This is a genomic window from Streptomyces sp. NPDC020747 (assembly GCF_044334695.1).
In the GTDB taxonomy this organism is placed as follows: domain Bacteria; phylum Actinomycetota; class Actinomycetes; order Streptomycetales; family Streptomycetaceae; genus Streptomyces.
Window position 1 is genome coordinate 172,109 of sequence record NZ_JBIRTJ010000007.1, and the last position, 26,377, is coordinate 198,485.

The following is a 26,377-nucleotide window of genomic DNA, read 5'->3' on the forward strand; positions in this document are numbered from 1 at the left end:
CCCTGCGGGCGCAGCGTAACACCGGGGATGACCCGCTCAGTCACTGTGTGGACAAGTGGCCCAGTGGACGAGTGGCTGAGCCAATTTACGTCACTTCTCTTGACGCTCTCCAGGAGCACCACCCAATGTGGTTCAGCCACTTGGCCAATCAGCCACCCAGCCCCGCCCCCTCATCACCCGCTCGCCACCCGCTCGACAAGGGACCCAAAGACGGGAGCCCGTATGTCCGCCGAACTGATCTCGATCCTTGTGCTCGTCGTGGTGTTCGTGATCGCCACCACCCGCTCCATCAACATGGGCGCCCTCGCCTTCGCCGCGGCCTACGGAGTCGGCGAACTGGTCGCGGACTTCGACGCCGACAAGATCTTCGCCGGTTTCCCCGGCGACCTCTTCGTCGTACTCGTCGGCGTCACCTATCTGTTCGCGATCGCCCGCGCCAACGGCACCACCGACTGGCTGGTGCACGCCTCGATCCGGCTCGTGCGCGGGCGGGTCGTACTGATCCCGTGGGTGATGTTCGTGCTGACGGGCGCCCTCACCGCGATCGGCGCGGTCAGCCCGGCCGCCGTCGCCATCGTGGCGCCGATCGCGCTGAGCTTCGCCGCGCGCTACCACATCAGCCCGCTGCTGATGGGCGCGATGGTGGTGCACGGCGCGCAGGGCGGCGGCTTCTCCCCGATCAGCATCTACGGGACGATCGTCAACGGCATCGTCGAGCGCGAGAAGCTGCCCGGCAACGAGATCGCCCTGTTCCTCGCCTCGCTCATCGTCAACCTCGTGATCGCGGCGGTGGTGTTCGTGCTGTTCGGCGGGCTGAAACTGCGGAACGACGACGCGGTCGCCGACGAGAAGAGCGAGCCCGAGGGCCCCGAAGCCGACCGTAAAAAGGACCCTTCAAAAGAGGAGCCTTCAGAAGAACCCGAGGACGACACCACCCGGCTCAACCCCGCCCGTACGGCCACCCTCGCCGCGCTCGTCGCCCTGGTCGTCGCCGTGCTCGCGTTCGACCTGGACGCCGGTCTCACCTCCATCACCCTCGCCGTCCTGCTCAGCACCTGCTGGCCGGAGGACAGCCGCAACGCCGTCTCCCAGATCGCCTGGCCGACGGTCCTGCTGATCTGCGGTGTGCTGACGTACGTCGGTGTCCTGGACGAGATGGGCACGATCGACTGGGCAGGCGAGGGCGTCAGCGACATCGGCGTCCCGCTGCTGTCCGCCGTGCTCCTCTGCTACATCGGCGCGCTGGTCTCCGCGTTCGCCTCGTCCGTCGGCATCATGGGGGCGCTGATCCCGCTGGCGGTGCCGTTCCTGGCGCAGGGCGAGATCGGGGCGGTCGGCATGGTGGCGGCGCTCGCGGTGTCGGCGACGGTGGTGGACGTGAGCCCGTTCTCGACGAACGGCGCGCTGGTGCTCGCGGCGGCACCCGGCGTCGACCGGGAGCGTTTCTTCCGGCAGTTGATGATGTACGGAGGGATCGTGGTGGCCGTCGTCCCCGCCGTGGTGTGGCTCGCGCTGGTGGTCCCCGACTGGGGGTGACACAGGCCGCGCCACCGTACCGACGGGCGGCTTTCGGCGGGCCGCTCTCGACGGGCGGCCTTCGACGAAGAACCGATGAAGTGAAGAACTAAGAAGAACTAAGGAGTACGACGCGTGTCCCCTCTCTCCCCGGCCCTCTTCCCGGCCCTGACCGAGGCCCAGGCGGACCCGGACGGCCCCGGCGCGCGTCGGCCCGCCCTGCGCTTCGGCGACCGCTCCCTGACCTACGGCGAACTCGCGGCCACCGCCTCCCCCCTCGCCGCCCGCGTCGCGGAGGCGGGCCGGATTGCCGTCTGGGCCACCCCCACCCTGGAGACCGCCGTCGCCGTGGTCGCCGCGCTGCTGGCCGGCGTCCCCGCCGTACCGCTCAATCCGAAGTCGGGCGAGAGCGAGCTGGGGCACATCGTGTCGGACAGCGCCCCGACGCTGGTGCTCGCGGCACCGGGCACCCAACTCCCGCCCGCACTCGACGCGTTGGAGCGCGTCGACATCACCGTGGCCGCAGACATCGACACGGACGCGGACATCGACGTACGCGGCACGGGGTCGGCGACTCCTGCCACCGGCACCCCCAGCACCGGCACCCCCGCCACCACCGAAACCCCCTGCCTCACCCCCGAAACCCCCGCCCTCATCGTCTACACCTCCGGCACCACCGGCCCCCCGAAGGGCGCCGTCATCCCCCGCCGGGCCATCGCCACCACCCTCGACGCCCTCGCGGACGCCTGGCAGTGGACCGGTGACGACGTCCTCGTGCACGGTCTCCCCCTCTTCCACGTGCACGGCCTGATCCTGGGCATCCTCGGCCCGCTGCGCCGCGGCGGATCCGTACGGCATCTGGGTCGCTTCGAAACGGCGGGCGTGACAAGGGAGTTGAGCGAGGGCGCCACCATGCTGTTCGGGGTGCCGACGATGTACCACCGGATCGCGGAGACCCTGCCCGACGACCCCGCGCTCGCGAAGGCCCTGGCCAGGGCACGGCTGCTCGTGTCGGGGTCGGCGGCCCTGCCCGTGCACGACCACGAGCGGATCGCGCAGGCGACCGGGCGCCGGGTCATCGAGCGGTACGGGATGACCGAGACCCTCATGAACACCAGCGTCCGCGCCGACGGCGAGCCGCGCGCGGGCACGGTCGGCGTCCCGCTGCCGGGCGTCGAACTGCGGCTGACGGAGGAGGACGGGACGACCGTCGTCGAGGCGTACGACGGGGAGACCGTCGGCGAGATCCAGGTCCGCGGGCCGAACCTCTTCACCGAGTACCTGAACCGGCCCGAGGCGACCGCGACGGCCTTCACCGAGGACGGCTGGTTCCGCACCGGTGACATGGCGGTGCGCGACCCCGACGGCTACGTGCGCATCGTCGGCCGGAAGGCCACCGACCTGATCAAGAGCGGCGGTTACAAGATCGGGGCGGGCGAGATCGAGAACGCGCTGCTGGAACACCCGGGCGTACGAGAGGCCGCGGTCACCGGTGAGCCGGACGCCGACCTGGGTGAGCGGATCGTGGCGTGGATCGTGCCCGCGGATCCCCAATCACCGCCCTCCGTCGACGAGTTGGCGGACCATGTGGCCCGCCGCCTCGCGCCCCACAAGCGGCCCCGCGTCGTCCACCACATCAACGCCCTGCCCCGCAACGACATGGGCAAGATCATGAAGCGTGCGCTGAGCCATGACTGAGGGCGTCCCGCGTTACACGGCCCGCGAAGCGATCGACCTGGTCACGTCCGGGTTCACCGAACTGACCGGCCTCGTAAGCCCCGTCCACGCATACCCCGCAGAGTCCGCAGACCTCGCAGCCCCCGCAAGGGAGTTCGGGCCGGACGGGCCCTTGTCCTGGCAGGGTTACGACGCCTCGCGCGCCCGCGCCGCCGCCCGCACGGGTGAGGAGGAGTCGGTCGTCTGCGGTACGGCGACCGTCGGCGGGACGGCGACCGTGCTGATCTCCTTCGAGTTCGGCTTCCTGGGCGGATCGCTGGGCGAGCGTACGGGTGACCGGCTGGAGGCGGCCCACGCGTACGCGCGCGAGCACCGGCTCCCGGTCGTCTCCCTCGTCGCCACGGGCGGCAGCCGCATGCAGGAGGGCATGCGCGCGCTGGTCCAACTCCAGCGCGTGGCAAGGCAGTCGACGCTCACCCGCGCGGCCGGGCTGCCGCAGATCGCGGTCCTGCGCGACCCCACGACCGGCGGCGGCTGGGCCACCCTGGGCGCGGGCGCCGATGTCGTCCTCGCACTCCCGGGCGCCCAGGTGGGCTTCGCGGGCTCACGCGTACGTCCGCCCGAGGCCGACCCGGCGGCCTACACGGCGGAGGCGCAGCTGGCGGCGGGAGCGGTCGACGCGGTGGTGCCACCGGCGGAGGTGCCCGGGCTGCTGGGGCTGTGGCTGCACCTGTTGAGCCACCCGTCGGCCGAGCCGGTCCCGCCCCCGCCCGCCCTGGCCGACACCGACCTGCCGACCACCGGCTGGGAGGCGGTGGACAACACCCGTTCCCCGCAACGCCCGCGTGCCACCGCCTACTTGGACGCCTGCCTCGCCCGCCGTGCGGCGATCAGCGGCGACCGCTGCGGCGGCACGGACGACGGGATGCTCTGCGGGTTCGGTGTACTGAAGGACGGGAAGGACGGCGGCCGTACCGTGGCCTACGCGGCCCAGACCGGCACCGCCACCCGTCCCGCCGGCTACCGCACCGCCGCCCGGCTGATCCGGCTCGCCGACCGACTCCGTATCCCCGTACTTACGTTGGTGGACACCCCGGGTGCCGCCAACGACGCCGAGGCGGAGCGGCAGGGCGCGGGCGCGGCGATCGCGGACGTGTTCGGAGCCGTGGCCGCCGCCCGAACACCCGTCACCACGCTGCTGATCGGTGAGGGCGGCTCGGGCGGCGCGCTGGCCCTCGCCGCACCGGACAACACCTGGGCCACGCCGGACAGTTACTTCTCCGTCATCGCCCCCGAGCTCGCGGCGGCCATCCTCAAGCGGCCACCGGAGGAGGTACGCGCCACGGCCGACCAACTCCGCATCCGACCGCAGGACTTGGTGGACCTCGGTGTCGTACGCGGCATCGTGGAACCAGTGAAGTCCCCGTCCTAGCAGGCCCGTTCCAAGGACGAAGGCGCCGCCTCCCGGGCCCAGGGGGAGGCGGCGACGCCCGGCGAGCCGATGGAGGAAGGGGCGCCGGTGTTGCCCGCGGCGACGACGAAGAGGGCGCCGGTCTCCTTCGAGAGGGGGTCTCGACGGTCTGCGCCATGGGGTCGGTGCCGTCGCTGGGCCCGGTCGACCCGAGGCTCATCGAGACGACCTCGGCGCCGACGTCCCGCGCGCCCCACTCCATGCCCGCGTCGAACAGCCGTTGGTCGACGGTGCCCGCCCGCAGATAGGGCAGCGACTCGTCCGGTACGACGGTGACGGCGCCGTTCGCCGTCTGCGTACGGACGGCTCCGGTGGCACCGGATTGGCGCCCGGGCGCTGCGACGAGTCTCGGGGGGGGGCCGGTGTTGCGGCGGTGCCGACCGGACTTGGCGGAAAGCTACCCTGGCGGTTTTCCGCCAGAGAGCCGGTGAACGACCTGTGGAAACCGCGACAGCGCCAAGCACCGTCCGTGACAATGGGTGGGTCAGCAGTCACGGACGACGGGGGTTCTGTCACAACATGGACGGTTTAGTGGAGTTCAAGACCGACGACGGTGCCGTGATCGTCGTCGAAGGGGTCGAGGACGAGTCCGGCTCCCGGCTGGTCGCGCGCGCGGACGGCACGGTCCAGGCCGCCCGTACGTTCGAGGGCTCACTCGAAGGGGTGAGAGCGGCCGCCGAGTCGGCACTTCGCGTCTTCCGGGACGGCTCGCTGAAGCCGGACACCGTGGAGATCGAGTTCGGGGTCAAACTGACCGCGGAGGCGGGAGCGTTGATCGCCAGGAGCGCGGTCGAGGGCCACCTCGTCGTCAAGCTCGCTTGGTCGCCCGACGGACCCGGTGGGTCCGGTGGGCCCGATGGTTCCGGTGGGTCCGGTGGGCCCGATGGTTCCGGTGGGTCCGGTGGGCCCGATGGTTCCGGTGGGTCCGGTGGGTCCGGTGGGCCCGATGGTTCCGGTGGGTCCGACGGTTCGTCCGAGCCCGCCCCGGGCTCCCCGGAGGCCACCCCGGTCTCATGAGCAGCGCTTCCTGGCACGCGAGAATCAGCTGCGGACGCGACACCGGTGCCGGCTTCCTCGTCACCGAGCGGCACGTGCTGACCTGCGCCCATGTCGTCGCGCACAGCGACAAGGACCCGGTCGCCGTGTCCTTCGCACACGGCGGCGAGGGAGAGGTGCCCGCCCGGGTGATCGCGCACGGCGGCTGGGACGGCCGTGACACCGACCCGGGCGACCTGGCCGTACTCGAACTGGACCGCCCGGTGTCGTTGAAGCCGGCGGAGTTCGCGACACCCTCCGACGCGTACGGGGATCCCCCGCGCAGGCTCCTCGCGTACGGCTTCCCGAAGCGGTACGACGAGGGCACGCTCGCCGAATACCGGGCCACCGCCGACCAGTTGATCGCCGGCGAGTGGGTCCAGCTGGAGGCGTGGGCCGCGCACGGCCAGCCGCTGGCCCCCGGCTTCAGCGGCGCCGCGGTGACCCTCGCGGACACCGGTCGCGTCGTGGGCATGGTCTCCGCCGCCGCCCGCAGCCCCGAGATCCGCAACGGCCGCATGCTCCCCGCCCAGATCATGGCCCGCTACTGGCCCCGCCTCGGCGACCTGATCCCCACACCCGAGTACGACCAGCCCCAGAAGGAACGGCTGCGCCGCCTGGTGGAGGCAGCGGAAAGGGGCGCCCCGTCAGGAGCCCCCTCAGGGGTGCGGGGAACCGCGCACCCAGCCCCACCCCACCCGCGACCGAGCCACAACAAGATCCCCCGCACTCCGGAGTGCAGCCCCGAACGGCTGTACCTGGACGCGGTGGGCCCACTCGGGCCCCCGCTCCCCCCGCACGGCTTCAACTCCCTCTGGTCCGCGGCCTGGTACCTCCTCTCAGAGGTCCCGGACCCCGCCGCCACCCCCCGCTTCGCAACCCGCCTCGCCGACTTCGTGGACGACACCCGACTCCGCGCCGCACTACGAAGCTGGCCGCACCCACAGGCCCACCGCACCCCGGCCCCCGCACACGCACCCACGACCCCCCGCCCGAGTTCCACGGCGCACACCTGGTCGCCGATCCTGGTGGAGATCGCCCCGAGCGGCTCCGGCAACCGGGACTTCCTCGTCGAGGTGTCCGCGTACAACGACCGGCACCGCCGAGTGGTCGGCTCCCGCCGCCTCCCGGTGGACCGCGTACGCCCGTACGCGCTGCAGCGCATCGACGAGGCGTTCCACGAACTGGAGCCAGGGGCACGGGAGTTGATCGCCTTCGTGCTGCCGCGCCGCTGGCTCAACGCGGACGTGGCGCGCTGGAAGCGCAGTGCCGACGACGACAGCCCGCTCGGCTCCTTCGCACCGCTCGTCGTGATGGACCTGGAGCGGCGGCGCAGCGGCGGCCTGCAGCACAAGCTGAGGCAGAAGTGGCGGTCCCTGGACGCACGGCCCACGGCCCGGCTGCACCGCATCGACTGCTGGGCCGTAGGCCAGGACCAGGTGAAACTGACCATCGACCTGCGCCGCGACGCCGACATGGTGGGCTTCGGAACGCCGCCCCGCGCCGACGGGGTCAGACGACTGTTCCAGGCGAGCCTGAACGCGGCCGTGCCGGTGATGCTGTGGCCACGCTCGGGATGCCGGGGCGAGCACCGGTGCGGGCGGCCCGCTGACTGCCCGGGCTCGGAGTTCCTGGACCGCCTCGCCGAACACCTCGCGGACCTGCCGCCTCATGAACTCCCGCAGTACGTCCATGAGTTGCGCGAGACGGCGTACGCGTCCGGCACCGCGGAACCGCACTGGGCACACGACCTGGCCCTGCTCTGGGAGGACCCCGAATGCCTCCCGGATCCCGTCGGCTACGCACACAACCCCGTTGGCTGAGAGGCCCGTTGAGAGATCCGTTGAGAGGCCCATTGAGGTGGCCGTCGAGGGGGCCGCTGAGGAGGCCGATGGAAATCGGTTGATAAACGGCGGCCCGAAGCCGTCGACTGAAGCACGGAACGCACAACGGAACACGGAACACGTTCGGAGAGACCATGTCCCTGTGGCCCGTCTACACGGGTACGAGCGAGCCTCACGACGGCATCGCCGAGCTGCCCGCGCCACCACCCTGGCGTGCCTTCGACGGCGGCCCGGAGCTGGAGACCCCCGCCGAGGGCGACGACACCTCGGCGACCTCGCCGGACCGTCGGCACCGCGCCCGTACCTATCGCGCCACGGACCGGGCGGTCCAACTCGTCAACGCTGCCCTGTACTTGCGCCGCCCGCTCCTCGTCACGGGCCCGCCGGGCAGCGGCAAGTCGAGCCTCACGTACGCGGTGGCAAGGGAGTTGCGGCTCGGCCCCGTCCTGCGCTGGAACATCACCAGCCGCGCCACGCTCCACGACGGCCTCTACCAGTACGATCCGCTCTCCCGCCTGTACGCGGCAGGACGCGCCGCCGCACGCGAGGTACCGAAGGACGACGAACTCCCTCCCGACGGCGGGCTCCAGGACCATCTGCGCCTCGGCCCGCTGGGCACGGCGCTCCTTCCGTACGGCCGGCCGCGTGCCCTGCTGATCGACGAGATCGACAAGTGCGACCTGGACCTGCCGAACGACCTCCTCAACATTCTGGAGGAGGGCCAGTACGAGATCCCGGAGCTGGTCCGCGCCGCCCGGCACACCCCCTCCGCCGAGGTCATGGTCGACGGCACGGACGAACGGGTCGAGGTCTCGCGCGGCCGTGTCCGCTGCCGTGCCTTCCCCTTCGTGGTCCTCACCAGCAACGGCGAACGCGAGTTCCCGCCCGCGTTCCTCCGCCGCTGTGTCCGCCTCGAACTCCACCAGCCCCGCGCCGCCCACCTGGAGAGCATCGTCCGCGCCCACCTCGGCGAACCCGACGCGCACGCACGGGATTTGATCGACCGCTTCCTGTCCCGGGGAACGGACGGCGAGCTGGCCACCGACCAACTCCTCAACGCCATCTACCTCACGGGCACGGCAGGCATCGACGCGTCGTCACGCGACGACCTGGCGGAGCAACTGATGCCGTACCTGAGCCGTACGGGGGACGACTCGGATGCCTTCTGAGGCCGACGCCGGTTCCGGCACCGGTTCCGGCACCGGTTCCGGCGCCCACACCGGCGCCGCCCGCCTGGCCGACGTCCTGGCGGAGGCTGGCGCCGGCCCGGCCCCGACCTCGGTAGAACTGGCTGAACTGCTGTGGCTGGCAGGGCACATGAGGACTCCCGAGGACCCCGCCTCGACCTCAAAGGACTCACCCACCCCGTCCCAGGGCTCCGCCGACTCGGACGCAGGTTCTGGCTCGGCACCCCCTGCTTTTAGGGGCGCGGGGAACCGCGCACCCAGCCCCCACCCACCCGCACCCAAAACACAACCGCAACCGCAACCCGACCACCCCGAAATCCCCGAGCCCCCCAACGGCAGGGTCCCGCTGCACCTGCCCGCCACGCCCACCCCCGCAGACGCGTCCCCGGCGGACAACCCGAACACCAACACCTCACACACCTCGCTCCTGGCCCCCGCGCCCCCAATGCTCCCCCACCCCCTCAAACTCCAACGCGCCCTCCGCCCGCTCAAGCGGCGCGTCCCCGCCCCGTTCGGACGGGTACTGGATGAGGCGGCCACCGCGCACCGGATCGCCCGGCTCGGAGCCGCCCCGCAGTGGTGGCTGCCGGTCCTGCGCCCCGCGACCGAGCGCTGGCTGACGCTCCACCTCGTGCACGACACCGGCCCGACGATGCCCATCTGGCGCCCGCTGGTGCGCGAACTGCACGCGGCCCTCGCCCAGTCGGGCATCTTCCGCACGGTGGAGCTGCACCGGCTGGAGACCGACGGCACGGTACGCCGTCCCGGCTCGCAGGAGGCGTACGCGGACGGGCGTACGGTCACTCTGCTGATCAGCGACTGCATGGGCCCGCAGTGGCGGGACGGCCCGGCGGGCAGCCGCTGGTACGCCACACTGCGCCGCTGGTCCGCCAGGATGCCGGTCGCCGTGGTCCAGCCGCTCCCGGAACGCCTGTGGCGCACCACCGCACTGCCCGCCACGACCGCCCGGATCGCCGCGCCTGGGCCCGCGGCGCCCAACTCCGCGTACGACGTGGACTCGTACGCCATGGAGGACCTCCCCCGGGACGTGCTGCCCCTCCCCGTCCTGGAGGCCTCGGCGTCCTGGCTGGCGAACTGGTCGGCGCTGGTGGCGGGCGGGGGCCGACTGCCGGGCGCGGTCGGCCTGTTGGGCGCCGCACCGCCTCCGGCGCCGGTCGACGAATGGGGCCGCGGCGACGTCGAGCAGCTCTCCCCGGAGGAGCTGTTGCTCCGCTTCCGATCTCTCGCCTCCCCCGAGGCGTTCCGGCTGGCCGGTCATCTCGCCGTCGGGCGCCCCGAGTTGCCCGTCATGCGCCTGGTCCACGCGGCGATCGAGCGGAACCCCCAGCCGCAGCACCTCGCCGAGGTGATCCTCAGCGGCGCCCTGATCGCGGTCCCGGGCACGGCCGGTTCGTACGCCTTCCGCCCCGGCGTAAGCGAACTGCTGCGGTGCACGCTCCCCCGCACGGCACTCGGGCGCACCTCCGAACTCGTCGCACGGGTGGGCGCGTTGATCGACGCGCGGGCGGGAGTGGCGGCCGGCGAGTTCCACGTCGCCGTGCCGGGCCCCGGAGACATCACGGCCGGCGGCGATCCGTTCGCGTCGGTACGGGAGGAGAGCGTACGGAGGCTGGGCGGGGGCCGTAGGGACGGAACGCGGCTGGTACTGGGGAGGTATCAGCTGCTACGGGAGGTGTCACAAGGCTCACAGGTGTGGCAGGCGGAGGACACACGGCTCAGCAGGACGGTGGCGGTCTACCGGTACGACATCGATCCGGAGCACCACGAGCGATTCCTGGAGACGGCAGGCGCGCTCACCCAGGTCGAGAACCCTCACGTCGTCGCCGTCCATGACTACGGCATCGACAACGGCGTCCCGTACCTGGTCACGGAGTTCGTGGACGGGGTCACCCTGACCGAGCTCATCGCCGAAGGGGGCTCGCAGCTGCCGTACTGGATGCTCGCCCAGCTGACGCACCAGGTCGCACAGGGCCTGGCCGCGCTGCATGCTCGCGACCTGGTGCACGGCCAACTCACAGCGAACGGCATTTTAGCGCGCCAGGACGGCTCCTTCGCGATCACCCGCTTCGCGCTGGGGGACATGCGGGAACGCACGGAGTCGAAGGATCTGGACGACTTCGGGCACGGGCTGACAGAGCTGGCCGGGGACAAGCCAAGCCGTCTTTTCCGGACGCGTTTCGCGAGATCTGTCACCGACCTCATCTCCTCGGACCTGGCCCGACAGCGCCATGGCAGAGACGCATTGCTGTCCCCGGTCCTCCTGGCGGACGCACGGCACGCCGCCGCGAGCGACCGGCACGTCTACCATCTCCTCGGTCCGGTCCTGGTGGCGCAGGAAAGCCGAACTCAGTTGCCCCTCATTTCCCCTCAGGAGCAGGCGCTCCTGTGCATGCTGCTCCTCAGGCACGGCCGATCAGTACCGTACGCCGAACTGGCCACAGGCCTGTGGGGGCAGCAGCTCCCCCAGCAGGCCACCCAGCTCCTGTCCCTGTACGCCGCCCGCCTGCGCGGCGTTCTGGGCAACGGAATCCTGGCGAGCACCCCCGGCGGCTACGCCGTGTACGCGCCGCCCGGCACGATCGACGTGCACCGCTTCGAGGAGTTCGCGGCCCGCGCGAGGTCCTGCCGGGACGAAGACGCCCCGGCGGAAGCCCGCCGCGCCGTCCGGCAGGCACTCGATCTCTGGCACGGCGACCCGCTCGAAGGCGTCCCCGGGCCCGCCGCCGAGTCGGCCCGCGTCCGCCTCAAGTCCCTGCACCAGAGCCTTCTGACGGACCTCGCCGAACTCGACCTGGAACTGGGCCACTTCGAGCGGAACGTGAGTGACTTCGGCGAGTACCCGCGGGTACGTGCCGAGCGGGAGGCCGTCCAGAGCCCGCGTACCTTGGTGCGGGAGGACCAGGACAGCGGTGGAGCCACCGTCCTCCTTGAGTTCGCTCCGTTCGCCGAACCCGGCGAGCACCGCCAGGCGCACAGCATCCTCGGCCGTGCCCTGACCTGGCTGCTCTCCCTGACGGACCTGGCGCCGAACCAGTACGAGGTGCTGGCCCGTGACAGCGGATACCTCGTGATCACCGAGCCCGAGGCGTCCGTACTGCCCCTACTCAGCGCAGTGCTGCACGAACTTCCGGGCGCGTTGACGGAGTTGGAGGACCCGCCCACGATCCGGGTGACGTTCTGGCACACCACCCGGTTCGCGCGTACCGATGTCGTCTCGGCGAACGACCTGCGGGCCTCGCTGGAGGATTCCGCCGCGGCCATCACGGTCGTCCTCTCCCCCGCCCTGCACCAGGAACTGACTGCCGACGGCCTGCCCGTCGACCCGGCGCCCTTCCAGCCCCTGTACCCGAAGTGGGCGGACGACGGGCCGCCCCTCGCTTGGTACTGCCTCCTGAACGTCCCCGAACGCGCGCCGGACCCCGCCCCTGAACAGCGCGACCTCGCCCGCGGCCCCTTCACCACCCACGACCTCCGGTCGATCCGCCTTCCCGAGCCCGGCCGCACGGCTGTCGTCATCCAGCCCGGCGACGACGACGCGCCAACGCTCCTCGACCCCGACCGGCTCGGCGACACACCGGCCTCGGAGAGCCTCATCACGTACTACGAGGTCGATCTGACCACTCACCAGGCCAGCCACGAGCTGTCGTTTCCCAGTTCCGGCGACGGAACCTTCGCGGCATCCGTCGAGCTGTCCTGGCACGTCGACGACCCGGTGTCCTTCGTACGCGGCGAAACCGTCAACGTGTCCGAACGCCTTCTCCACCACGTGATCAAAGAGACAGACCGCGTCACGCGTCGGCACCCGCTCCGTCGTGCGGGGGCGGCACAGCACGCTGCGCGCGGCGGGCTACGCGGCTGGCCGGTGCCGGGGCTGTCGGTGGCGTGTTCGATCACTCTGATGCCGGAGGGCGAGGCGCGGTCCGCACTCCGGGCGCCGAGGAAGCCGGTCGCGCCCCCGGACGCCGCCGCCCCCTTCCTGCTCGACACCCCCAACGTACTCGTCGGCTTCGACGGCCCCCTCGTGCGCCTCTACACCCGGGCCAAGGAGGAACAGGCCACCCAGGAACTCGCCGCGCTCTTCGCCGAACTGCGCCATCCCGACGCCGCGCTGAGCGGCGGGCCGCTGTCGCCGGGGGGCGTGCCCACGTCCCCCCTGGAGGGGCGTTCGAACCCGCTCGATCTGTTGCGGGCGTTCGCCGAGCACCCCCTGGGAGCCGATCTGCGCCGCCGGCTCAACCGCATCGAGGAGCGGGCGGTGCCGACCGCCACGGCGACCCCGTTCTCCGACTCGCTGATCACCACGCTCAACGCCCTCGGCCGGCGCGTCGCCGTCGTCGCCGACAACGCGCCGAGCGCCGTCTGGATGTATCTGCAGGCCCACGGTCGGCTGACCGGCCTGGTGGGCGGCGGAGTCCACGGCCGCGCGGAGGAGCTGACCCGGCTGATGCCGAACCCCGACTGCCTCCTGCGGGCCCTGGACCAGCTCGGCGCGACGCCGTCGGACGCCGTGCTGGTCGGCTCGTCGGTCGCCGAGCTGACCGCCGCGAACGCCATCGGCCTCCGCTTCCTCGGCTACACCCGCTCCGAGCCGCACAAGCAGCGGCTGCTCCGCGCGGGCTGCGAGCTGACCACGGCCTCGTGGGCACCCCTGATCCAGGCACTCCCCAACACCTGAGCCCCACCCCACAAGACCGCCCCACAAGACCGCCCCGGAAGACCGCCGCAGAAGACCACCCGTCCAGCGGCACCCCACCCGGCCCACCACAGAAGGCGACACCCCGTCAGGTCCCCCACGATGCGAAGGAGGACCGCCGCCCGGCCGAGTCCCACTGTCCGTGCTCTCGGGAGGACCCGCGATGACCGCCAGCCTGGAGCAGTTGCGCCGCTGCCATTTCGCCGTCGACATGGGGGCGGCGAGGACACGTGTCTTCGTGAAGGGCGCCGGGCTCGTCGTGGACCAGCCGAGCGTCGCCGCCGTGAACACGAAGACCGGCGCCCTGATCGCCGTCGGCGAGTTCGCGGAGAAGATGACGGGCCGTACGCCCGACTACATCCGCGTCGTGCGGCCCGTCTCCGGCGGCACGGTCGTCGACATCGAGATGGCCCAGCGCATGCTGCGCCAGCTCCTCGGCGACAAGGTCCGCCGCGCCCTGCGCCGCAAGCCCCGGCTGCGGGCCGCCATCTGCACCCCGCACGACGCCGACCCGCTCGCGGAGCGCGCCGCCGTCGAGACGCTCGTCGGACTCGGTGCGCGGCGCGTCGAGCTCGTCGACACGCTCATCGCCGCCGGCGTCGGCTGCGGGCTGCCCGTGGAACGGCCCGAGGCCACCATGATCATGGTGTGCGGGGCCGCCGCCACCCAGGTCGCGGTGCTGTCCCTCGGCTCGATCGTGACCGCCGCACGCATCCCCGTCGGCGGCGAGGCCATCGACCACGCCATCGTCCAACACCTGCGCCACCAGCACGAGTTGATGCTCCCGTCGCAGTCCGTGCGACCCCTGCAGCTCGCCCTCTCCGGGAACGGGCTCACCCCGCACGGCCCCGCCTCCACCGAGATCCACGGCCGGGACGTGGCCACCGGCCTCGCCCGTTCCGTACAGGTCGACACGGCCGCCGTGCGCGACGCGATCCAGACCCCGCTGACCGCCGTACTCGACGGCATCGGCAAGGTGCTCCGCGTCTGCCCGCCGGACCTGGTGGCCGACCTCGCCGACCGCGGGATCATGATGGTCGGCGGCAGCGCCCTGCTGCCGGGCCTCGACCAGATGCTGCGGCACGCGACGGGCATGCCGGTGCACATCGCCGAACGCCCCGACGTGTGCGCGGTCCTCGGCCTGGGCGCGATGCTGGAGGGCCGGATCGAGCCCCTGGCCCTCGACCCCCTGGCCACCTGAGCGCCCATACGTATGCACTCCGCACCCACCCTGTACGCGACCCGCACGCAACTCGTACGCATCGAGCCGGACCCTCCGCCGCCCGCATGAGCGAAGCCTCCGAACCCCCCGAGCCCGTCCAACCCACCGAGCCGTCCACTCCCCGTGGCCCGCTCCCCCGCCTGCTCGAAGCCGTCCTGGGCGTCGGCGTCGACCCGGAATTGCGCGCCGCACTCCAGCACATCGTGGACACCGCGGCCGAACTGACCGACGCCCGGCACGCGACGCTGGAGCCCACCGACCCCGGGCACGGCGGTGGCGATACCGTCGGCCCGGCAGAGTTCCACACGGCCGAACCACCGGCTGCCGGGCAGGACGCGTACAGCCGCCTCGACGTGCCGGTGCGCGTACGGGACGACGCGTACGGAAGCCTCCGCCTCACCGGGAAGCGTGACGGCGGCGACTTCACGGGCGAGGACGAGCAGCTGGCGCGGGTGCTGGCCACCCAGGCGGGCATCGCGATCGGCAACGCCCGCCTGTACGAGACGGCCCGTCAGCGGGAGCGCTGGATCGAGGGCGCGGCGGCCGTGACCACGGCGCTGCTCACCGGCGAGACGGCGGCCGACGCGCTGATGACGGTCGCCGAGCGGGCCCGGATGCTCGCCGACGCCTCGGCCGGGGTGATCCTCCAGCCCACCGACGAGGGCGGCATGGAGATCGTGACGGCGTCGACACTCGACGACCCGGGTGGTCTCGTCGGTACGACCATCGCGCCGGGCAGTGCCGTCCTCGACCAACTCCTCGGCGGGGAACCGGTGTTCGTCGACGACTCGGCGACCGACCCGCGTATGACGACGGAGGTGCGGCACCGGTTCGGGCCGAGCATGCTGCTGCCGCTCCAGGCCGGCGGCCGGCTCATCGGCACGCTCGCGCTCCCGCGTCGGCGCGGCGGCCGTCCGTACACGTCCGTGGAGCAGTTGCTGGCCACGCAGTTCGCCTCGCAGGCCGCGCTCGCGCTCGTCCTCGCGGACGCCCAGCAGCGCCGGGAGCGGCTCGCGGTCTTCGAGGACCGTGACCGGATCGCCCGTGACCTGCACGATCTGGTCGTACAGCGGCTCTTCGCGACCGGCATGATGCTGGAGTCCACCCAGCGCCGCACCGCCGACGAGGAGCGGGACACCGAGGTCCACGCGATGCTGGGCCGGGCAGTCGAGGAACTCCGGTCGACCGTCCAGGAGGTCCGTACGGCGATCTTCGCGCTGCAACAGCCGCCCGCCGACGCTCCGACCACGTTCCGGGGCAAGGTCCTCCGCGAGACGGCGGCCGTCGCGGCGGCCCTCGGCTTCCAGCCCTCCGTACAGTTCACGGGGCCCGTCGACGCCCGGCTCCCGGACCCGGTGGCCACCCGCCTCCTCACCGCCCTCCGCGGCGCCCTCACGGCCGCGTCCCACCGCACCGGCACCACTCGCGTCACCGTCTCGGTCGACGCGACGACGACCCTCCCGGACGGCCGCCCCGGCGTACGGCTGACGGTGTTCGACGACGGCGACGACGACGGGACCACGGGTGCCGACGGTGACTCCACCCCCGGAACAACGGTGACGTGGCAGTCCCCTCTGCGCACGCACCCGCACCCGTGAGCCGTGAGCCGTGAGCCCAACAGCCCAACAGCCCAACAGCTGTTACACGTGGGAAACCTTGACGATCGCTCCGCCGGGTGCCACGATTCCGGCGCCGTGATGTTTACGTAAACATCACCCCAAGTCGAGCCCCCGGCCGCGAGGCCGGGCTCAACGCCTCGTTCCGATGTTTACGTAAACACCAATCCGCGGCCGGTGGAGCGAGGAGGAGCGGAACGATGGTTTCAGCGCCACGGGCGAGGCCGCACGGCACCGACAAGTACCCGTGCCCATACGGCCGGAAGACCGACCACCGGAACTCCGACAACCGGAACGCCGACTCCCGGAATGCCAACCGGCCGCACCCCCGGCCGACGGGCGAGACCGCAGCCGACCGACCCCGCCTCCCCTCCCCATAACGCCACCACCCAACGCCACCACGTCTCCGAAGGCGACAACCCCTCCGCCACCACTCGGGCGACAGAGCCTCACCCACCACGGCCATCACCACCCACCACCGGGCCCCGACGGCGAGCCGACACCACCCGTCCTCCGGCCCGGCACACCTCCGACGGCCGCTCAGTCACGCGCAGGGCTCCGGCCATGCGCCGAGCCGCCATCTCCTGAAAGGGCAAGCTGATGCGCAGAACCCCCGCAGGCACCCGCTTCACCCCCCGGCTGCGGGCCGCCTTCGTGGCGCTCCTGATCGCCGGGACCAGCGGCACCACCATCGCGGCCAGCCCGGCCGGCGCCGCGCCGAGCGGGCCCAAGGGCGGCCACACGAGCGGGCTCGCCAAGGACACGACCCAGTTCAAGGGCGTGAACTGGGCCGACCCGCGCGACAACTTCGCCGACGACCCGGTCGTGCTGTCCGGCCTGTCGACCTCCGACACGTACGCCCAGACGTACACCAAGGCCAGCCGGGTGATCTCGGCCTTCCGCGCGAACCTCGGCGCCAACACGGTCCGGCTGCCGATCAACCCGTACACGGTCAACGGCCGTTACTGGAAGTCCTATCGCGGAGTCATCGACGCGGCCTCGGACAAGGGCTTCAAGGTGATCCTCTCCTACTGGGAGGGAACGGGCCCGCGCAAGGACGGCTTCATCGACGACACGGCCACCTACTGGCCCATGTGGAACACCGTGGTCAAGGCCTACAAGAGCGACAAGCGGGTCTACTTCGAGCCGATGAACGAGCCGCACGGCTACACCGACACGGAGTGGGCGGACATAGCCGCGAAGTGGCTGGACACGTACCGGCAGGTCCCCCGCAACCGGGTCTTCGTCAGTGGCGCCGGCTACAACGACCACGTCACGTCGGTCTGCGCCGACCCGCGTCTGAAGGGCACGTATCTGTCGCTCCACCACTACGGCTTCTGGAAGGACTACGCCACGTACGACCAGTGGGTGGCCGACCTCAAGGTCCGCATCGGTGACTGCGCGAACCGGACCGTCGCGGACGAGTTCGGCTCCCCGATGACCACCGGCTTCGACTACAACAAGCCGACCCCGGACAACAACTTCGTCAACTACCTTCAGGCCGTCACCGACACGTTCCGCGAGCTCAAGATGGGCTCCGTGTACTGGCCCGGTCTGCGTACGGACGACACCTACTCGCTGCAGACCCTGACCGGCAGCACGGCCCGCCCCTGGCTGGCCACCACCAACCAGTCCGGCGCCGACCGCCTCGCCTGGTCCTGGGGCCGCGGCAAGCCCGTAAAGCCCTAGCCAGAGTCCTCGGTCCGCATACAACTCAGGGGCTCCGCCACCCGGCACCGGGAGGCGGGGCCTCGTGGTCCGGTGCGGCGCCTCGGCCCCTTCAAGGGACCCGACCCTCCAGCGAAGTTGCTGGTCGGATCGATTCTTCACGCGTAGCGCCTGGTGGGGCGGGTGGGACTCGAACCCACGGCCGACGGATTATGAGTCCGCTGCTCTAACCGGCTGAGCTACCGCCCCATTACGGCGCGTCGCGCACATTTGTGCGCGCCGTCTGCCGCAGCATAGCCGCTCATACGATCTCCTGCTTCGGATGGTCGACTTCGCCTGCCCTGGAGGACCCCACCTGGGGCGGAGCGGTTCCCGAGGGCATGAAAAAGGACCCCAACGGGGTCCTCGTTCGCCTGCTCTCCCGACTGGACTCGAACCAGTAACCTGCCGGTTAACAGCCGGCTGCTCTGCCAATTGAGCTACGGAAGACCGAAGCTCCCCCGACTGGACTCGAACCAGTAACCTGCCGGTTAACAGCCGGCTGCTCTGCCAATTGAGCTACAGGGGATTGCCTCGTTGCATCGAACGTACCTCCCTGGGTATTCGCCAGGGGGCGTGCGCTCGCTGCGACACATACATTAGCGCAAGCAGGGGGGTGCTCCGCCAATCGGTAATCCCCGCCTGCGACCGACGCCGCCGCAAGGGACCGACTCACAAGAGAAGGGTGGCCGCCATGCGCTACCGGCTCACGTTCGTCGCCGGACTGGCCCTGGGATACGTGCTGGGCACGCGTGCCGGGCGCGAGCGCTACGAGCAGCTGAGGAAGACCGCCCAGCAGGTCGCGCAGAACCCGGCGGTGCGCAACACCGCCGAGTCCGCGGCCCAGCAGGGGCGCGAGTTCGCCGGGAAGGCGTACCACGTGGTGAGCGAGAAGGTCGGTGACCGGGTCCCCGACTCGGTGGCCGACAGGGTCCGCCACCTGCGAGAGCGCAACACGAACGGAACGCGTACCGATGACGACTGGGGCACCAGCAACACGTAACCGGTACGGCCGCCTCCGCCGGACCGGTACGGCCAGCGCCGGTCGTACGGCAGAATTTCCGCCATGGGGATAGTCGCCGGGCTGGACAGTTCGCCCGATTTCACTCGCATCGTCGTCTGCGACGCGGACAGCGGAGCCGTGCTCAGGCAGGGGTATGCCCCGCATCCGATCGACGGCATGTCCGAGGGCGGCCGGCCGTCGGACGTCGACCCGCAGGCCTGGCTGCTGTCCCTGGGCGAGGCCGCAGGCGGTGGGCTCCTCGAAGGCGTTCAGGCCATCGGAGTGTCCGCCCAGCAGAACGGGCTCGTGCCGGTGGACACCCAGGGCAACACGGTGCGTCCGGCGATGGTCGGCGGTGACAAGCGGGCGCAGGTCGCGGCCGCCGACCTGGTCGACGCCCTCGGCGGACGCGAGGCCTGGGCACAGGCCGTGGGCTGCGTGCCGCAGGCCGCTCAGCCGGTGACGAAGCTGCGCTGGCTCGCGAAGAACGAACCCGAGGCCGCGCTGCGCACCAGCGTGCTGCTCCAGGCGCACGACTGGCTGGTGTGGCAGCTGCTCGGCCGCCCGGCCCGCCGGACCACCGACCGGGGCGGGGCCTCCGGGACCGGGTACTGGTCGGCGGCGACCGGTGCGTACCGTCCCGATCTCGTGGAGCTGGCGCTCGGGCACCAGGCGCTGCTGCCCGATGTGCTCGGGCCCTGGGAGGCCGCTGGGACGACGCCCGAGGGGCTGCTGATCTCGGCGGGGACGGGCGAGACGATGGCCGCGGCGTTCGGTCTGGGCATCGGGCTCGGGGACGCGGTGGTGTCGCTCGGCGCCTCCGGTTCCGTGATGGCCGTGCACCACGAGGCGCTCGTCGACTCCTCCGGAATGATCACCTCCCTCGCGGACGCGACCGGGCTGCACCTGCCGGTCGTCACGACGCTCAATGCCGTACGGGCCCTGCGCGGGGCCGCCGAACTGCTCGGCGTGCCGGACCTGGAGGCCCTGTCGGACCTGGCGATGAAGTCCACCCCGGGCTCCCACGGGCTCGTGATGCTGCCCTATCTGGAGGGCGAGCGGACGCCCAACCTGCCGCACACGGCGGGGACGCTGGCCGGGCTGCGGCGGGAGTCGATGAAGCCCGAGCACCTGGCGCGGGCCGCCTTCGAGGGCATGCTGTGCGGGCTCGCGGACGCGCTGGACGTGCTGCGCAAGCGGGGCGTGGAGGTGCGGCGGATCTTCCTGCTGGGCCAGGCCGCCGAGCTGAGCGCGGTGCAGGCCTGCGCTCCCGCGCTGCTCGGTACGCAGATCGTGGTGCCGCAGCCCGCGGACTACGGGGCGATCGGCGCGGCCCGGCAGGCGGCCTGGGCGCTCGGTACCTCGCAGGGCACGATCCAGCCGGGGCTGCCGCCCGTCTGGCAGGGCGCGGCCGCGCAGATCCTGGAGCCGGGCGAGGAGCTGGCGGTGGGCCAGGCCGTGCGGCAGCAGTACGTGTCGGTACGGGACCAGACCCACCCGGGCGCCTTCCGGCCCTGAAGCTCCTGAGGCACTCCTGGGGCACTCCTGGGGCACTCCTGGGGCACTCCTGAGCTCCTGATGAACTCCCGAGGCATCTCCAAGGCACTCCTGAAGCGCCCTTGAGGCGCTTCGCCCGCACGGCGAGGCGCTTCGAGGCGCTCGCGCGGCGCTTCAAAGGCACGTCAAAAGCACTTCAAGAGCACTCCGAGAGCGCTTCGGGAGCACTTCGGGGGGCACTTCAGGAGCCCGGGTGGCTCGAACGGCCTACGGCTTCGGGCCGAGGTCCGGTCGGCTCTTGGACCTCTCTTGGCTTAATCAGTTGAGGTAACACGGGTGGAGTGTTCGACGATAGGGGCCAGGGGCAACCAACCGCCCCGCCGCCGACTCCGAGAGACCCAGCGTGCTCATAAGACTCCTTCGTACCTATCTCACGCCCTACAAGAAACCCATCGCCCTGCTCGTGCTGCTGCAGTTCCTGCAGACCTGCGCGACGCTCTACCTGCCCACGCTGAACGCCGACATCATCGACAAGGGTGTCGTGCAGGGCGACACGGGCTACATCCTGTCCTTCGGGGCCCTGATGATCGGCATGTCGCTGGCGCAGGTCGTCTGCAACATCGGGGCCGTCTACTACGGCGCCCGTACGGCCTCCGCGGTCGGCCGGGACATCCGGGCCGCCGTCTTCGACCGGGTGCAGTCGTTCTCCGCGCGTGAGGTCGGTCACTTCGGGGCGCCGTCGCTGATCACCCGCACGACGAACGACGTGCAGCAGGTGCAGATGCTCGCCCTGATGACGTTCACCCTGCTGGTGTCGGCGCCGATCATGTGCGTGGGCGGCATCGTCCTCGCGCTCGGTCTCGACGTACCGCTGTCCGGGGTGCTGCTGGCCGTCGTGCCGGTGCTCGGGATCTCGGTGAGCCTCATCGTGCGCCGGCTGCGGCCGCTGTTCCGCACGATGCAGGTGCGGCTCGACACGGTGAACCGGGTGCTGCGCGAGCAGATCACCGGCAACCGCGTCATCCGGGCCTTCGTGCGCGACTCGTACGAGGAGGAGCGTTTCCGCAAGGCGAACGCCGACCTCACCGAGGTGTCGCTGGGCACCGGGCGGATACTGGCGCTGATGTTCCCCATCGTCATGACGGTGGTGAACGTGTCGTCGATCGCGGTGGTGTGGTTCGGCGCCCACCGGATCGACAGCGGCGGGATGCAGATCGGCGCGCTGACCGCGTTCCTCGCCTACCTGATGCAGATCGTCATGTCCGTGATGATGGCCACCTTCATGTTCATGATGGTGCCGCGCGCGGAGGTGTGCGCCGAGCGCATCCAGGAGGTCATGGACACCTCCAGCAGTGTGGTCCCGCCGAAGGCGCCGGTCCTGGAGCTGCGGCGGCACGGCCATCTGGAGATCCGGGGCGCCGGGTTCCGCTACCCGGGTGCCGAGGAGCCGGTGCTCAGGACCATCGACCTGGTGGCCCTGCCGGGTCGGACCACCGCCGTGATCGGCTCGACCGGCAGCGGCAAGTCCACACTCCTGGGCCTGGTCCCCCGGCTGTTCGACGTCACCGACGGCCAGGTGCTGGTGGACGGCGTCGACGTACGCACGGTCGAGCCGCGGCTGCTCGCGCGCACCGTGGGCCTCGTACCGCAGAAGCCGTACCTCTTCGCGGGCACGGTGGCGACCAATCTGCGGTACGGGAATCCGGACGCGACCGACGAGGAGCTGTGGCACGCGCTGGAGGTGGCGCAGGCCAAGGGCTTCGTGGAGGAGCTCGAGAGCGGTCTCGACTCGCCGATCGCGCAGGGCGGGACGAACGTGTCGGGCGGTCAGCGGCAGCGGCTCGCCATCGCCAGGACCCTTGTGCAGCGCCCCGAGATCTACCTCTTCGACGACTCCTTCTCGGCGCTCGACTACGCGACGGACGCGGCGCTGCGCAGGGCGCTCGCGCAGGAGACGGCCGAGGCGACCGTCGTGATCGTCGCCCAGCGGGTGTCGACCATTCGGGACGCCGACCGGATCGTGGTCCTCGACGAGGGCCGGGTCGTCGGCGCGGGCGGCCATCACGAGCTGATGGCGGAGAACGAGACATACCGGGAGATCGTGCTCTCCCAGCTGACGGAAGCGGAGGCAGCCTGATGGCCGGGCCCATGGGGCGGATGATGGCCGGGGGCGGTCCCGACCAGCACTCGATGGACTTCAAGGGGTCCGGGAAGCGGCTGCTTTCCCACTTCAAGCCGGAACGCGCCACCCTGTACGTGATGCTCGTCGCCGTCGTGTTCAGCGTCGGCCTCTCGGTCCTCGGGCCGAAGATCCTGGGCCGGGCCACCGACCTCGTCTTCGCCGGGGTCGTCGGGCGGGAGATGCCCGCGGGGCAGACCAAGGCCGAGGCCCTCGCGGCGATGCGGGAGCGCGGCGACGGCGGCATGGCCGACATGCTCTCCGGGACGGACTTCACCCCGGGCAAGGGCATCGACTTCGACGCGGTCGGCGAGGTGCTGCTGCTCGCGCTCGTGGCGTTCCTGGTGGCCGGTCTGCTGATGACCGTGGCGACGCGGCTGGTCAACCGGGCCGTCAACAGGACGATGTACAACATGCGCGAGGACGTGCAGACGAAGCTGTCGCGGCTGCCGCTGTCGTACTTCGACAAGCGGCAGCGCGGTGAGGTGCTCAGCCGCGCCACGAACGACATCGACAACATCGGGCAGACGCTTCAGCAGTCGATGGGCCAGCTGGTCAACTCGCTGCTGACGATCGTCGGCGTGCTGGCGATGATGTTCTGGGTGTCGTGGCTGCTCGCGCTCGTCGCGCTGGTCACCGTGCCGTTGTCGTTCGTCGTCGCCACCCGGGTGGGCAAGCGGTCGCAGCCGCACTTCGTGCAGCAGTGGCGGACCACCGGCAAGCTCAACGCGCACATCGAGGAGATGTACACCGGCCACAACCTCGTCAAGGTCTTCGGGCGGCAGGACGAGTCGGCGGCGCAGTTCGCCGAGGAGAACGAGAAGCTGTACGAGGCCGGGTTCCGGGCGCAGTTCAACAGCGGGGTCATGCAGCCGCTGATGATGTTCGTGTCGAACCTGAACTATGTGCTGGTGGCCGTGGTCGGCGGTCTGCGGGTCGCGTCGGGCTCCCTGTCGATCGGTGACGTGCAGGCCTTCATCCAGTACTCCCGGCAGTTCTCCATGCCGCTCACCCAGGTCGCCTCGATGGCGAACCTCGTGCAGTCCGGGGTCGCTTCGGCGGAACGGATCTTCGAACTGCTGGACGCGGAGGAGCAGGAGGCGGACCCGGTGACGGGGGCGCGTCCCGAGGAGCTGCTGGGGCGGGTGGCGCTGGAGGGAGTCTCCTTCCGGTACGACCCGGAGAAGCCGCTCATCGAGGATCTGTCGCTGAAGGTGGAGCCGGGGCACACGGTCGCGATCGTCGGGCCCACGGGCGCCGGCAAGACCACGCTCGTGAACCTGCTGATGCGGTTCTACGAGGTCACGGGCGGGCGCATCACCCTCGACGGGGTCGACGTCGCCACGATGTCCCGGGACGAACTGCGGGCCGGGATCGGCATGGTGCTGCAGGACACCTGGCTGTTCGGCGGGACGATCGCGGAGAACATCGCGTACGGGGCTTCGCGTGAGGTCACGCGTGGGGAGATCGAGGAGGCCGCCCGGGCCGCCCATGCCGACCGGTTCGTCCGTACGTTGCCCGACGGGTACGACACCGTCATCGACGACGAGGGGTCCGGGGTGAGCGCGGGTGAGAAGCAGCTCATCACGATCGCTCGGGCGTTCCTGTCCGATCCGGTGATCCTCGTGCTGGACGAGGCGACCAGTTCGGTGGACACGCGTACCGAGGTGCTCATCCAGAAGGCGATGGCGAAGCTCGCGCACGGGCGGACGTCGTTCGTCATCGCGCATCGTCTGTCGACGATCCGCGATGCCGACACCATCCTCGTGATGGAGAACGGGTCGATCGTGGAGCAGGGCGCGCATGCGGACCTGCTGGCGGCGGACGGCGCGTACGCGCGCCTGTACAAGGCCCAGTTCGCGGAGGCCGTGGTGGAGGTGGACTGAGCCACTCGGGGGTCGGCGGATTCATTTCGCCCCCGCCGCCCCTACCTGTCCCGTCTCGGGGGCCAGCCCCCGAACCCCCGCTCCTCAAACGCCGGAGGGGCTGAAGACTTCGCAGCCCGGGCCGACACCTTCAGCCCGTCCGGCGTTTGAGGACGAGCGCGCCAGCGCGATACGGGGGTCTGGGGGCAGAGCCCCCAGGGACGGGACGGGTAGGGGCGGCGGGGGCGAGAAAAACCCCCGGTCAGTCCAAGTAGCCCCGCAATTGGTCTGCGAAGGCGTGGTCGCGGAGTTTGTTCAGGGTCTTGGACTCGATCTGGCGGATGCGTTCGCGGGTGACGCCGAAGATGCGGCCTATCTCCTCCAGCGTGCGGGGGCGGCCGTCGGCCAGCCCGTACCGGAGTTGGACGACCTTGCGCTCGCGCTCGCCGAGGGTCGAGAGGACCGCCTCCAGGTGCTCACGGAGGAGCAGGAAGGCCGCCGACTCCACAGGACTCGTCGCGTCCCCGTCCTCGATCAGGTCCCCGAGGGCGACGTCGTCCTCCTCGCCCACGGGAGCGTGGAGGGACACCGGCTCCTGGGCCAGCCGCAGGACTTCACTCACCCGCTCGCTGGGCAGGTCGAGGTGCGCCGCGACCTCCTCGGGCGTCGGCTCGTAACCCCGTTCCTGCAGCATCCGCCGCTGCACCCGCACCACCCGGTTGATCAACTCGACCACGTGGACGGGCACTCGGATGGTCCGGGCCTGGTCGGCGAGGGCCCGCGACATGGCCTGGCGGATCCACCAGGTCGCGTACGTCGAGAACTTGTACCCACGGGCGTAGTCGAACTTCTCAACGGCCCTGATCAGCCCCAGGTTTCCCTCCTGGACCAGATCGAGCATGGTCAGCCCGCGCCCCACGTACCGCTTGGCGACGGAGACGACCAGCCGGAGGTTCGCCTCGATGAGCCGGCGTTTGGCCATCCGGCCCATGACCACCAACTTGTCGAGGTCCAGGGCGAGTTGGCTGTCCAGGTCGGGAGCCACCCGCAGCCTCTCCTCCGCGAAGAGGCCTGCCTCGACCCGGCGTGCCAATTCCACCTCCTCCGCCGCGGTGAGCAGCGGGATCCTGCCGATCTCCCGCAGGTACTGGCGGAACAGGTCGGACGAGGGCCCACCGGTGTCCGTACGCCCGCGGGGCACTTCGACCGGCTCCGGCGCCTCGGTCTCCACGAGGGTGGCGGGCGGCTCGTCGGGCGCGGCCGGTGAACTCTCCGGCTCCGCCGCCGTCTCGGGGTGGTGCGCGGCACGGCTCTGCGGCGGTACGGCCGCGATGACGTCGGAATCCGCGTCCGTGTCGCTGGTGTTGTCGGTCTGGGTGAGGGTCTGGGTCTGCACGGGGGCGACCTCCAGGAATGTCGCTGCTGGGGCGTGCGGCAGCGGTACGTCAGGGATGGGGCCGACGGCCTTGCCGCTGTCCCTCCCGAAGTCATTGAGCGGAACCGCGGGGACAATGGACCCGTCGCGTTCGGGTCGGCCGCGCTCCGAGGACTCAGGCACCGGAACCCAGTGTGGAGTACGACACATCGTCGCCACGAGGGGCGTGCGGTGACTTTTTGAGTCCGGTCCGTGACCGCGTGGTTACCCTCGCGGAAAGCTCGTGTGCCCGTGCGTGCCCTGATCTGGCACGATCCCCGAGTCTCCGGTTCCGATTGCGGGTCACACGTGACGGTCCACCGTGACAGTGCTGCCGGGAATGAACGGCTGCGCCACGGGGTGGCCGGCGCCGGTCCCGGGCCGACGCGCGTCGCGCCCGCCCACGGCCGGCTGCCTTCGCAGCCGGCGGC

At 71.1% G+C, this 26,377-nt stretch carries 15 protein-coding genes, 3 tRNA genes and 1 pseudogene; 14 read left to right on the forward strand and 5 right to left on the reverse strand.

Features of this window, described 5'->3' with window-relative positions:
- Positions 1-222 precede the first annotated feature (222 nt).
- The 3 genes from ACH4YP_RS20265 (at position 223) to ACH4YP_RS20275 (ending at position 4,624) form a co-directional block, all read left to right on the forward strand.
- The gene (locus tag ACH4YP_RS20265; protein ID WP_361062931.1) at positions 223-1,536 is read left to right on the forward strand and encodes an SLC13 family permease; all 1,314 of its coding nucleotides are present in this window, start codon (positions 223-225) and stop codon (positions 1,534-1,536) included.
- Between the two features lie 114 nt (positions 1,537-1,650).
- Positions 1,651-3,213, forward strand: a complete 1,563-nt coding sequence (locus ACH4YP_RS20270; RefSeq protein WP_398491580.1) for an acyl-CoA synthetase — start codon at positions 1,651-1,653, stop codon at positions 3,211-3,213.
- On the forward strand, positions 3,206-4,624 hold the full coding sequence (locus ACH4YP_RS20275; protein ID WP_398491582.1) for a carboxyl transferase domain-containing protein: 1,419 nt from the start codon (positions 3,206-3,208) through the stop codon (positions 4,622-4,624). The genes ACH4YP_RS20270 and ACH4YP_RS20275 overlap by 8 nt, the downstream gene beginning before the upstream one ends.
- Before the next feature lie 50 nt (positions 4,625-4,674).
- Here ACH4YP_RS20275 and ACH4YP_RS20280 read toward each other — a convergent pair.
- A pseudogene (locus ACH4YP_RS20280) lies at positions 4,675-4,871 on the reverse strand (S8 family serine peptidase); the annotation flags it as partial.
- 311 nt (positions 4,872-5,182) lie between these two features.
- Between ACH4YP_RS20280 and ACH4YP_RS20285 the strand changes: the two are divergent.
- From ACH4YP_RS20285 to ACH4YP_RS20315, 7 genes are all read left to right on the forward strand, one after another.
- Positions 5,183-5,680, forward strand: a complete 498-nt coding sequence (locus ACH4YP_RS20285; RefSeq protein ID WP_398491584.1) for a CU044_2847 family protein — start codon at positions 5,183-5,185, stop codon at positions 5,678-5,680.
- Positions 5,677-7,521, forward strand: a complete 1,845-nt coding sequence (locus tag ACH4YP_RS20290; RefSeq protein ID WP_398491586.1) for a trypsin-like peptidase domain-containing protein — start codon at positions 5,677-5,679, stop codon at positions 7,519-7,521. Before ACH4YP_RS20285 ends, ACH4YP_RS20290 begins: the two co-directional genes overlap by 4 nt.
- Before the next feature lie 155 nt (positions 7,522-7,676).
- Positions 7,677-8,711 (forward strand): AAA family ATPase, encoded by a 1,035-nt coding sequence (locus ACH4YP_RS20295; protein WP_398491588.1) that lies wholly within the window; start codon positions 7,677-7,679, stop codon positions 8,709-8,711.
- Complete coding sequence (locus ACH4YP_RS20300; RefSeq protein ID WP_398491589.1) at positions 8,701-13,425, forward strand: SAV_2336 N-terminal domain-related protein; 4,725 nt, start codon at positions 8,701-8,703, stop codon at positions 13,423-13,425. The genes ACH4YP_RS20295 and ACH4YP_RS20300 overlap by 11 nt, the downstream gene beginning before the upstream one ends.
- A 181-nt stretch (positions 13,426-13,606) precedes the next feature.
- On the forward strand, positions 13,607-14,644 hold the full coding sequence (locus tag ACH4YP_RS20305; RefSeq protein WP_055618758.1) for a rod shape-determining protein: 1,038 nt from the start codon (positions 13,607-13,609) through the stop codon (positions 14,642-14,644).
- An 86-nt stretch (positions 14,645-14,730) separates the two neighbouring features.
- Positions 14,731-16,263 carry a GAF domain-containing sensor histidine kinase gene (locus tag ACH4YP_RS20310; protein ID WP_398491592.1) on the forward strand — a complete coding sequence of 511 codons (1,533 nt, stop codon included), beginning with the start codon at positions 14,731-14,733 and terminating at the stop codon, positions 16,261-16,263.
- A 618-nt stretch (positions 16,264-16,881) separates the two neighbouring features.
- A complete protein-coding gene (locus ACH4YP_RS20315; RefSeq protein ID WP_398491593.1) occupies positions 16,882-17,970 on the forward strand; it encodes a glycoside hydrolase family 5 protein in 1,089 nt (362 codons plus the stop codon).
- Between the two features lie 151 nt (positions 17,971-18,121).
- On the opposite strand, the gene ACH4YP_RS20320 is transcribed toward ACH4YP_RS20315, so the two are convergent.
- The 3 genes from ACH4YP_RS20320 to ACH4YP_RS20330 all read right to left on the reverse strand — a co-directional run bounded on the left by ACH4YP_RS20320 (position 18,122) and on the right by ACH4YP_RS20330 (position 18,517).
- A tRNA-Ile gene (locus ACH4YP_RS20320) sits at positions 18,122-18,198 on the reverse strand.
- 167 nt (positions 18,199-18,365) lie between these two features.
- A tRNA-Asn gene (locus tag ACH4YP_RS20325) sits at positions 18,366-18,438 on the reverse strand.
- Between the two features lie 6 nt (positions 18,439-18,444).
- Positions 18,445-18,517, reverse strand: a tRNA-Asn gene (locus tag ACH4YP_RS20330).
- A gap of 165 nt (positions 18,518-18,682) precedes the next feature.
- On the opposite strand from ACH4YP_RS20330, the gene ACH4YP_RS20335 reads away from it, so the two are divergent.
- The 4 genes from ACH4YP_RS20335 (at position 18,683) to ACH4YP_RS20350 (ending at position 24,553) form a co-directional block, all read left to right on the forward strand.
- Positions 18,683-18,991, forward strand: a complete 309-nt coding sequence (locus ACH4YP_RS20335) for a YtxH domain-containing protein (RefSeq protein ID WP_200398320.1) — start codon at positions 18,683-18,685, stop codon at positions 18,989-18,991.
- Positions 18,992-19,054: 63 nt separating this feature from the next.
- Entirely contained in the window at positions 19,055-20,509 is a 1,455-nt protein-coding gene (locus ACH4YP_RS20340; RefSeq protein WP_361072996.1) for an FGGY family carbohydrate kinase, read from the forward strand.
- Positions 20,510-20,891: 382 nt separating this feature from the next.
- On the forward strand, positions 20,892-22,625 hold the full coding sequence (locus tag ACH4YP_RS20345) for an ABC transporter ATP-binding protein (protein ID WP_361072999.1): 1,734 nt from the start codon (positions 20,892-20,894) through the stop codon (positions 22,623-22,625).
- On the forward strand, positions 22,625-24,553 hold the full coding sequence (locus tag ACH4YP_RS20350; RefSeq protein WP_398491596.1) for an ABC transporter ATP-binding protein: 1,929 nt from the start codon (positions 22,625-22,627) through the stop codon (positions 24,551-24,553). The genes ACH4YP_RS20345 and ACH4YP_RS20350 overlap by 1 nt, the downstream gene beginning before the upstream one ends.
- 241 nt (positions 24,554-24,794) lie before the next feature.
- On the opposite strand, the gene ACH4YP_RS20355 is transcribed toward ACH4YP_RS20350, so the two are convergent.
- Positions 24,795-26,090, reverse strand: coding sequence for an RNA polymerase sigma factor (locus tag ACH4YP_RS20355; protein WP_361068733.1), 1,296 nt, complete (start codon positions 26,088-26,090; stop codon positions 24,795-24,797).
- Positions 26,091-26,377 lie beyond the last annotated feature (287 nt).

Bases quoted from the DNA above. Each gene is read 5' to 3' on its own strand.
- ACH4YP_RS20340 (WP_361072996.1), top strand. From the start codon at position 19,055: ATGGGGATAGTCGCCGGGCTGGACAGTTCGCCCGATTTCACTCGCATC.
- ACH4YP_RS20335 (WP_200398320.1), top strand. From the start codon at position 18,683: ATGCGCTACCGGCTCACGTTCGTCGCCGGACTGGCCCTGGGATACGTG.
- ACH4YP_RS20275 (WP_398491582.1), top strand. From the start codon at position 3,206: ATGACTGAGGGCGTCCCGCGTTACACGGCCCGCGAAGCGATCGACCTG.
- ACH4YP_RS20265 (WP_361062931.1), top strand. From the start codon at position 223: ATGTCCGCCGAACTGATCTCGATCCTTGTGCTCGTCGTGGTGTTCGTG.
- ACH4YP_RS20290 (WP_398491586.1), top strand. From the start codon at position 5,677: ATGAGCAGCGCTTCCTGGCACGCGAGAATCAGCTGCGGACGCGACACC.
- ACH4YP_RS20310 (WP_398491592.1), top strand. From the start codon at position 14,731: ATGAGCGAAGCCTCCGAACCCCCCGAGCCCGTCCAACCCACCGAGCCG.
- ACH4YP_RS20300 (WP_398491589.1), top strand. From the start codon at position 8,701: ATGCCTTCTGAGGCCGACGCCGGTTCCGGCACCGGTTCCGGCACCGGT.
- ACH4YP_RS20350 (WP_398491596.1), top strand. From the start codon at position 22,625: ATGGCCGGGCCCATGGGGCGGATGATGGCCGGGGGCGGTCCCGACCAG.
- ACH4YP_RS20295 (WP_398491588.1), top strand. From the start codon at position 7,677: ATGTCCCTGTGGCCCGTCTACACGGGTACGAGCGAGCCTCACGACGGC.
- ACH4YP_RS20285 (WP_398491584.1), top strand. From the start codon at position 5,183: ATGGACGGTTTAGTGGAGTTCAAGACCGACGACGGTGCCGTGATCGTC.
- ACH4YP_RS20315 (WP_398491593.1), top strand. From the start codon at position 16,882: ATGCGCAGAACCCCCGCAGGCACCCGCTTCACCCCCCGGCTGCGGGCC.
- ACH4YP_RS20305 (WP_055618758.1), top strand. From the start codon at position 13,607: ATGACCGCCAGCCTGGAGCAGTTGCGCCGCTGCCATTTCGCCGTCGAC.